This window comes from Natronococcus sp. (assembly GCF_047921035.1).
Classification (GTDB): domain Archaea; phylum Halobacteriota; class Halobacteria; order Halobacteriales; family Natrialbaceae; genus Natronococcus.
This window is the reverse complement of record NZ_JBLRWX010000043.1, coordinates 21727-28870: the sequence shown is the minus strand read 5'-3', so window position 1 is coordinate 28870 and position 7144 is coordinate 21727. Positions and strand designations below refer to the sequence as shown.

The window sequence follows — 7144 nt, the reverse complement described above, 5'->3', positions numbered from 1 at the left end:
CGGTATTTCCAGATCCTCCCCTGTCGCCCGCGATCCGCCACTTCTCAGCGACGAAAAACTGGATGTTGGAAATCACGGAGGAGATAGAACGCAGATCCTCAAGTGGATAAGCTCTTGTTTCGTCAATGGTCGCGCATTCGGCGCGATCATAAATAATACCCAAGCAGAAATGGCCCGCATATGAGCCATACGGAAACTGGATATTCTTAGTGCTTGTTCTGTCTTGGAAATACTTGCCGTGAGATCCGAGAGTGAAGCCATTGCAGAGCCACGGCTTATCGGGTCTGCGGTAGGTCGTCTTAAAATCAATCGCATACTTTACCGATTCATCCGCCTTGAGGACGAACGAGATGTCCGGGTAGTAGTTCTGGTGCTCGGCGAGAACGACTGCGAAGCCGTGCTCCTCGGCAAACGCCGAGGCGTCGTCCCGGCTCGAGAACGGAACGAACTCCTCGCCCATCGCCCCCTCGACCTCGCTGCCGACGACGTATACCAACTCGGTCGCGTCGGCGAAGGCGTCCGCCTCGACGTGTGTCGAGACGTAGGTCGTCCCGTCTCGCTCCTCGAGGCGGTACTCGACGCTCGAGTAGTCGGTGGCGAACGCCTCGCGAAGCTCCTCCCCTCGAGCGACGCGCTCCTCGTGGACGGCGACGAGTTCGGTGAGGCTGTCGAACCGGGCCGGCCCGTCTCGGTCCTCCGGCTCGCTGTAGAAGAGCTGGCCGGCGGGCCCGTAGTGCTCCTCGATCACCATCCCGCAGGCGTCACAGGTCGCCCCCTCGTCGAGGGCGATCGGTTCGGCCGGCTCCTCGGACGCGTCGTCGTCGCTCCCGAGGCAGCCGGCCAGCCCGACGGCCGCGGTCGTTCCCGCCGCGGTGAGGAGCCGGCGGCGCGACCACCGTCGGTCGTGGACGCAGGTGTGGCAAGTGCGGGTCACAGCCGTCGCCTCCGTATCGCCAGCGCCGCGAGTGCGGTCGGCAGGGCGATCCAGACGAGTAACGCGCCGAGGAGCAGCCCCGACGAGAGGCCGGACTCGGCGAGGATCGTCGCGAAGCCGGCGTCGCCGGCGGCCCCCAGCGAGCCGAGGACGAGCGCCCGGAAGATCCCCGTCGGGTTCGCGAGCAACATCGCGGAGACGGCGGTCCCCGAGAGGTCGAACGCCGCGACCAGACCGAGCCCGAGCAGGTCGTGGACGAGGACAAACCACGCCCAGATCAGCAGGGCGATTCCGAGCGCGTGGGTCTTCTCTCGAGCGAGCGTCGAGACGAGGACTCCGATCGCCAGGAAGGCGAGCCCCAGGCCGACGGTCGCAAGCAGGAACGTTACGTAGGCGTCGAACCCGGCGAGGCCGAACTCCCACAGCAGGAACCCGCCGGCGACCCCGAACCCGATGATCGTCGCGCTCGCGAGGACGACCGCCCGTCCGAGAAGCGTGCCGACGACGATCCAGGCACGCTCGACCGGCAGGGCGAACAGCGTCTGGAGCCAGCCGCTCTCCTCGCGGCCGACGACGGCGTCGTAGCCGAACGCGAGCGCGACCAGCGGAACGAGGTAGACCGCGAGCACGGCGAGGCTCGCGACGGTTCGCTCGAACCCCTCGGGGCTGACGCTCGAGCCGCTGAACGTCGTCAGCCCGAGCGCGAACGCGGCGAACACCGCGGTGAGCGCGATCGCCCACCGCCCCCGCACCGCGAGCCGGTATTCGGTTTCGGCGACGACCCGTAGCTGTCGGTGCCAGGCGCCCGACTCGCTCGGTCGTCCGAACTCGGCGTCCGCCACCGTCCCGTAACCGCCGTCGGCTCTCGGGCGCGGCTCGCCGTCCTCGTCCGTCGACTGGCCCGATTTCGACCGTCGCGGATCGGTCATCGTGCGCTCACCTCCGTTCCACCGGCGGCCTCGCCGTCGACAGCCGTCTCGTGCGATCCGCTCTCGGCTCCCGCAAGCGCCTCGTGGAACGCCGCCTCGAGCCCGGGTTCGCGGACCTCGAACCGATCGACGAGGTTAGCTTCGAGCGCCCCCGAGAGTTCGAGGGCGGCCTCGCGGTCGCAGGCGACCGCGATCTCCCCGCCGGAGTCGGTCACCTCGCCGTACCCCCGGACGGTCTCGAGTAGCCGCGCTCGATCCCCGTCGCTCGCGGGCCGAACGGCGACGGTAACTCGCTCGCCGTCCGCCCCCCGAAGTTCGTCGACCGAGCCGACCGCGCGGAGCTGGCCGTCCTCGAGGACGGCGACCGCGTCGCAGAGCCGTTCGACCTCGCTCAGGACGTGCGAGGAGAGCACGACGGTGGCGTCGGTCTCGCGATCGATCCGTTCGATGATTTCGTGGAACGTCGCGACGCCGCGGGGGTCGAGCCCGGCCGTCGGCTCGTCGAGGACGAGGACGGGCGGCTCGGCCAGCAGCGCCGACGCGAGCCCGAGTCGTCGCCCCATCCCGTTGGAGTACCCTTCCACGGCCCGGTCGGCCGCGTCGGCCAGCCCGACCGTCTCGAGGGCGTCGTCGATGCGCGCCTCCCGGGCCGCGATCCCGCGAATGCGGGCGTGGACCGAGAGCACCTCCCGGCCCGTCATCGACGGCGGGAAGCCGGCGTGTTCTGGCAGGAAGGCGACGCGCTCGCGGACGCGGTGGCCCGCTCGTTCGACGTCGAGCCCGCCGACTTCGATCCGCCCGGAGTCGGGGCTGTCGTGGCCGACCAGCAGCTCGAAGAGCGTCGTCTTTCCCGCGCCGTTCGTCCCGAGGACGCCGAACGTCGACCCGGACGGGATCTCGAATGTCGGCCCGTCGAGGGCGACGACGTCGCCGTAGCGTTTGTGGACGTCAGTGATCGTGATTTGCATAGTACTCCCTCCAGTCGTCGTGTGGCGGTTCGGCGAGCGGCCGGTGGTCGACCACGCCGGGCGATTCGATGACGGGGAACGAGCTCTCGGCCATCCGGACCGCGTCGAACGCCGGGCTCTCGGCGAAGACGGCCGCCTGGGGCCGCTCGCGGACGACGTTCTCGACGGCTCCCGCCGGCTGGTGGCGGGTTTCGCCGGTGCCGTCGCCGTCGAGGTCGACCGCCCGGGCGTCGGACCAGTAGTTGCCCCGCTCGGAGTCGTTCCAGGCGATCTGGGCGGTCGTCGGCGCGTACGCCGACTGGCCGTTCGCGACGAAGCTGTTGCCGACGACCAGTTCGTCGGAGCTGCCGGCCGTGAACTGGATCCCGACCTCGTTCTCGAGGACGAGGTTGTCGACGATCTCGTTGCCGTGGGCGTTGTAGACGTAGAACCCGTTCCCGTTGGCGACGACGGCGTTGTCGCGGATCTCGGTGCGGTCGACATCCTTGACGAGGATCCCCTGGCCGCTCGGGCCGTCGTTGTTCACCGCGACGTTGTCGGCGACGGTGAGGTTCTCCGAGACCATGATCGCGAAGCCGACGTCGTTGTCGAAGGCGACGTTGCCCGCGAGGCGGTTGTCGTCGGAGTACATGTAGTGGACGCCGTAGCGCAGCTCCCACATCGCGTTGTCGGCGGCGTCGACGCCGTCGGACCACGAGAAGTAGATCCCGTCCCGGACGGTCGTGATCTCGTTGTCCCGGAGCTCTGCGCCGTCGGCCCGGTCGAGGTGGATCCCGTTGCCCCGCTCGGACTCGGAGACGTCCTCGCGGCCGGCGATCGCCGCGTCCGCGACGGTGACGTCCTCGGCCTCGCCGATCCAGACGCCGTACGTAGTGTCGGTAATCCGAACGTCCTCGAGGGTCGAGTTCGACCCGTTGACGAGGACGCCCGCGTCCTCGTTACCCCGATCGTGACCCGACTCGCGGATCCACAGCTCCTCGAGTGTCACGTTCTCGGCCGCGACGCGAACAACGGTGTCCTCGCCGCCGCCGTCGATCAGCGCTCCCTCGCCCGCGGCCTCGAGCGTGACGCCGTCCGTCTCGATCGTCACGCGCTCCTCGAAGGTCCCCTCGAGGACGACGGTGTCGCCCGGCTCCGCGGCGTCGACGGCAGCCTGGACGGAATCGAACTCGTCGTCGCCGACGGTCGCGACGCCGGGCTCGTCGGGCGGCTCCGCGTCGCGGGGGTCCGAGACGTCGGGCGTCCAGCCCTCGACGGTCGCATCGCGGTCGTCGGAGCCGTCGGTCGCCGCGACGGCGGCCGCTGCCAGCGAGACGACGAGCACCGCGACGGCGACGACGACGAACCACGTTTCGCGGCCGCCCCTCGCGCGGTCAGTCATCGCGGCTCACCTCCGCGTCGGCGTCGTCCGCGGCCGGCCGAGGCGCGTCGCTCCGGTCGCGTCGGTTTCGGATCCACGTCCGGGTCCGCTCGAGGCGGTCCGAGACGATCGCCGGCGCGTCGCCGACGGTCGCCGTCGAGTCCCGGACGGAGTACGCGGCGACCAGCAGCGCGATCGCGACCAGCGCGAGGTAGCCGCCGGGACCAAACCAGGCGAGGCCGCTGATGTTGGCGATCTCGTAGGTGCCGAGCAGTGGCGGCGTGAACCCGTCGATGCCCCGCATCGGCGCGTCGGGATCGAGCGCGTGGCCGGCCTGGTAGAGCCGGTACTGGATCAGCGCGAACATCGCGACGAACACCGCTATCGTTCCGGCGAGCTGGCAGGTCAGCCCGAGCTTCAGCTTCCTGACCGTCGGCGCGAGCGCGACGAAGACGCCGGTCGCGGCGACGGCGACGAACGCGAGCGGGCCGACCGACCACTCGGGTACCTCGATCGCCTTCGGGTGGACGTCGTAGTTGGGATCGAGGTAGACCGGATCCGGGTAGTAGAACCCGACGTACCGGTTGAGTCCCTGCGTCTCTGCGACGTCGCCCTCGAGGCGCGGGTAGGCGTACAGCTCGACGAACAGTCCGTCCGGGTACTGCGGGGCCTCGAGCGTGATCCGCCACATCGGGAGCGCGATCGCGACGAGCAACAGCGCCGCCGCTGCGAGCGGGAGCGCGCGACGGAGTTCGGTCAGTCGGGTGAGTCTGGACATGGGTGGCGGATGTGGGGTGGGGTGGGATGGACGTGGTCAGTCGGCCGGTTCGACCAGCAGCCGCGAGCGCATCTCGAGGTGGAGTGCGCTACAGAAGTACGCACAGTAGATCCAGTAGACGCCGGGCTCGTCGGCCGTGAACGTCACCTCGCGGGTCTCCTGTGGGGCCAGCTTCATGTTGACGTCGTGTTGCGGAATCGCGACCGAGTGGATGATGTCCTCCTCCTGCTCGATGTTGGTCGATCTGATGGTGACCTCGTCGCCCTCCTGGACGGTGATGTCGTCGAAGCCGAAGTGGTTGCGCTGGTTGTACATCTCGATGTGGACTTGATCCCCATCGCGTTCGATGAAGTTCTCCTCGTCGTCGGGCGAGATGAAGTCCAGTTCGAGGTCGTCGGGGTCGTACACGCTGGCGGGGTCGAGCCGGTCGGCTCGGACGATCGAGGCGTCGTGGGGCTCGGGGTAGGCCGGCGTGTCCTTGACCAGCTCCATCCCGGCGTCGTCGTCGCCGATGTAGAACAGCTGGTCGTTCTCGGGGAAGACGGGTCCGACGGGGAGGAACCGATCCTTCGAGAGCTTGTTGAGCACGATCAGCCAGTCGCCCTGGGGGTCGCCGGTGTACGATTCGGCGGCGATCAGGTGACCCGGACTGTAGTGGACGTCGTGTTTCTCGACGACGGGATCCTCGGAGCCCATCTCGGCCTCGACGGCGGCTTCGATGTCCCACTTGACGACCTGGGAGTCGACGAACAGCGTCGTGTAGGCGTGACCGCGGTCGTCGTAGGCGGTGTGCAGCGGCCCGTTGCCGACGTTGACCCGGCCGACGATCGCGTCGTTGGGGTCGTCGACCTCGTCGAGGCGGTCGATCTCGATAATCGTGCAGGTCGGGTCGAGCTTCCCGGAGGCGATCGCGTACTGCCCGTCGGGCGTGACGCTGACGCCGTGGGGGTTCGTCGGCACGTCGATGTACCGGACGAGGGGGTCGTCGCCGTCGTTGAGCGAACTGTCTTCGGTGCCGTCGACGACCGGCACGCCGTTTATTTCCTCGTACTCGCCGGCGTCGACGGCCTCCTCGATCGCCGGAACGTTGAACGCGACGACGTAGTCGGTGTCAGCCGACGTCATCTCCTGTTCGGTGACGCCCTCCTCGCTGTTGTAGCTGGTCGTGAAGAACCACTTCCCCTCCTTGCCGGAGTCGCCGTTATCGAGGTTGCAGTCGACCCGGACGTCCCACTCGTGGTCGAACGGGTCCGGCGACATCGCCGAGAGCGTCGACCCGTACTCGCTCGGATCGTCGAGGTCCCGACCGTCGTTCGGAATCGGGACGCGCAGTTCACCGACGCCGAAGACGTACCGAGTATCGGGCATCAGCGCGCAGGCGCCGTGGGTCCCCTGCTGGTTCGGCAGATCGATGATCGCATCCGTCTCGAAGTACTCGAGATCGACCCGGGCCATTCGGCCGTTGGCCTTGTCGTTGACGAACAGCCATTCGCCGTCGTACTCGTTGTCGGTCTGACTGATGCGGGGGTGGTGCGTGTCGCCCCACGTGTAGCCGCCAGCCTCCTGGAGCATCTCGTGGGTTTCGTCGTCGAACCCGTAGCCGCGCGCGCTCTCGACGTTGAACACGGGGATCCGCATGAGCTGGCGCATCGAGGGAACCCCGTAGACGCGGATGTCGCCGGAGTGGCCCCCCGAGAGGAACGCGTAGTAGTCGTCGTGTTCGCCTGGCGGGACCTCCGTGTCGACGTCGGCCGCCGAGACCTGCTCGTCGTCGCTGAGCAGTCCCGTACAGCCCGCGAGCGACCCCATCATACCGGTGGCGGCGCCCGCGATCATGAAGTCGCGACGCGGGATCCGCGCGAAGAGCGGATCTCTGTCGTCTGTGCTGGTCGGTTCCTCGCGGGCGGTGGGTTCGGGCGTAGGTTGGTTTGTCATCGTCTTGGGGGCTTGCGGTAGCGGTCGGTCACTGCACCTGTACAGGTTCCACTCCGCTAGACACGACGTTATGGCTGTTTCAAATTCCCGTCACTCGGTAATACACGGGAACGGGTTCGGCCGAAAAGACATGTGTACTGGGGCTGTAGTTCCTCAACTGTTTCCGACAGTATCCGTGTCGTATAGGTCAGGCTGCGTAACTAATCGCTCGAACGCTCCGCGAACGACACCGCAGTCACA

The 7144-nt window shown here is 67.9% G+C and carries 6 protein-coding genes; all 6 read right to left on the bottom strand.

The window, feature by feature from the left end; genetic code table 11:
- Positions 1-934, bottom strand: a 934-nt coding sequence (locus ACNA7R_RS10665) for a type II restriction endonuclease (RefSeq protein ID WP_416283547.1), incomplete at its 3' end; no start/stop codon positions are given.
- Positions 931-1863 (bottom strand): ABC transporter permease, encoded by a 933-nt coding sequence (locus ACNA7R_RS10660; RefSeq protein ID WP_416283546.1) that lies wholly within the window; start codon positions 1861-1863, stop codon positions 931-933. The genes ACNA7R_RS10660 and ACNA7R_RS10665, both read right to left, overlap by 4 nt.
- Positions 1860-2831: an ABC transporter ATP-binding protein gene (locus tag ACNA7R_RS10655; RefSeq protein WP_416283545.1), complete on the bottom strand. Its 972-nt coding sequence runs from the start codon at positions 2829-2831 to the stop codon at positions 1860-1862. Before ACNA7R_RS10655 ends, ACNA7R_RS10660 begins: the two co-directional genes overlap by 4 nt.
- Positions 2812-4212 (bottom strand): nitrous oxide reductase family maturation protein NosD, encoded by a 1401-nt coding sequence (gene nosD / locus ACNA7R_RS10650; protein WP_416283544.1) that lies wholly within the window; start codon positions 4210-4212, stop codon positions 2812-2814. The genes ACNA7R_RS10655 and nosD overlap by 20 nt, the downstream gene beginning before the upstream one ends.
- Positions 4205-4969: a hypothetical protein gene (locus tag ACNA7R_RS10645; protein WP_416283543.1), complete on the bottom strand. Its 765-nt coding sequence runs from the start codon at positions 4967-4969 to the stop codon at positions 4205-4207. Before ACNA7R_RS10645 ends, nosD begins: the two co-directional genes overlap by 8 nt.
- A gap of 36 nt (positions 4970-5005) precedes the next feature.
- Positions 5006-6904, bottom strand: a complete 1899-nt coding sequence (gene nosZ, locus ACNA7R_RS10640; protein WP_416283542.1) for a TAT-dependent nitrous-oxide reductase — start codon at positions 6902-6904, stop codon at positions 5006-5008.
- Positions 6905-7144: the final 240 nt, after the last annotated feature.

Excerpts from the sequence above, each read along its gene's own strand:
- nosD (WP_416283544.1), bottom strand. The coding sequence starts at position 4,212 with ATGACTGACCGCGCGAGGGGCGGCCGCGAAACGTGGTTCGTCGTCGTC.
- nosZ (WP_416283542.1), bottom strand. The coding sequence starts at position 6,904 with ATGACAAACCAACCTACGCCCGAACCCACCGCCCGCGAGGAACCGACC.
- ACNA7R_RS10655 (WP_416283545.1), bottom strand. The coding sequence starts at position 2,831 with ATGCAAATCACGATCACTGACGTCCACAAACGCTACGGCGACGTCGTC.
- ACNA7R_RS10660 (WP_416283546.1), bottom strand. The coding sequence starts at position 1,863 with ATGACCGATCCGCGACGGTCGAAATCGGGCCAGTCGACGGACGAGGAC.
- ACNA7R_RS10645 (WP_416283543.1), bottom strand. The coding sequence starts at position 4,969 with ATGTCCAGACTCACCCGACTGACCGAACTCCGTCGCGCGCTCCCGCTC.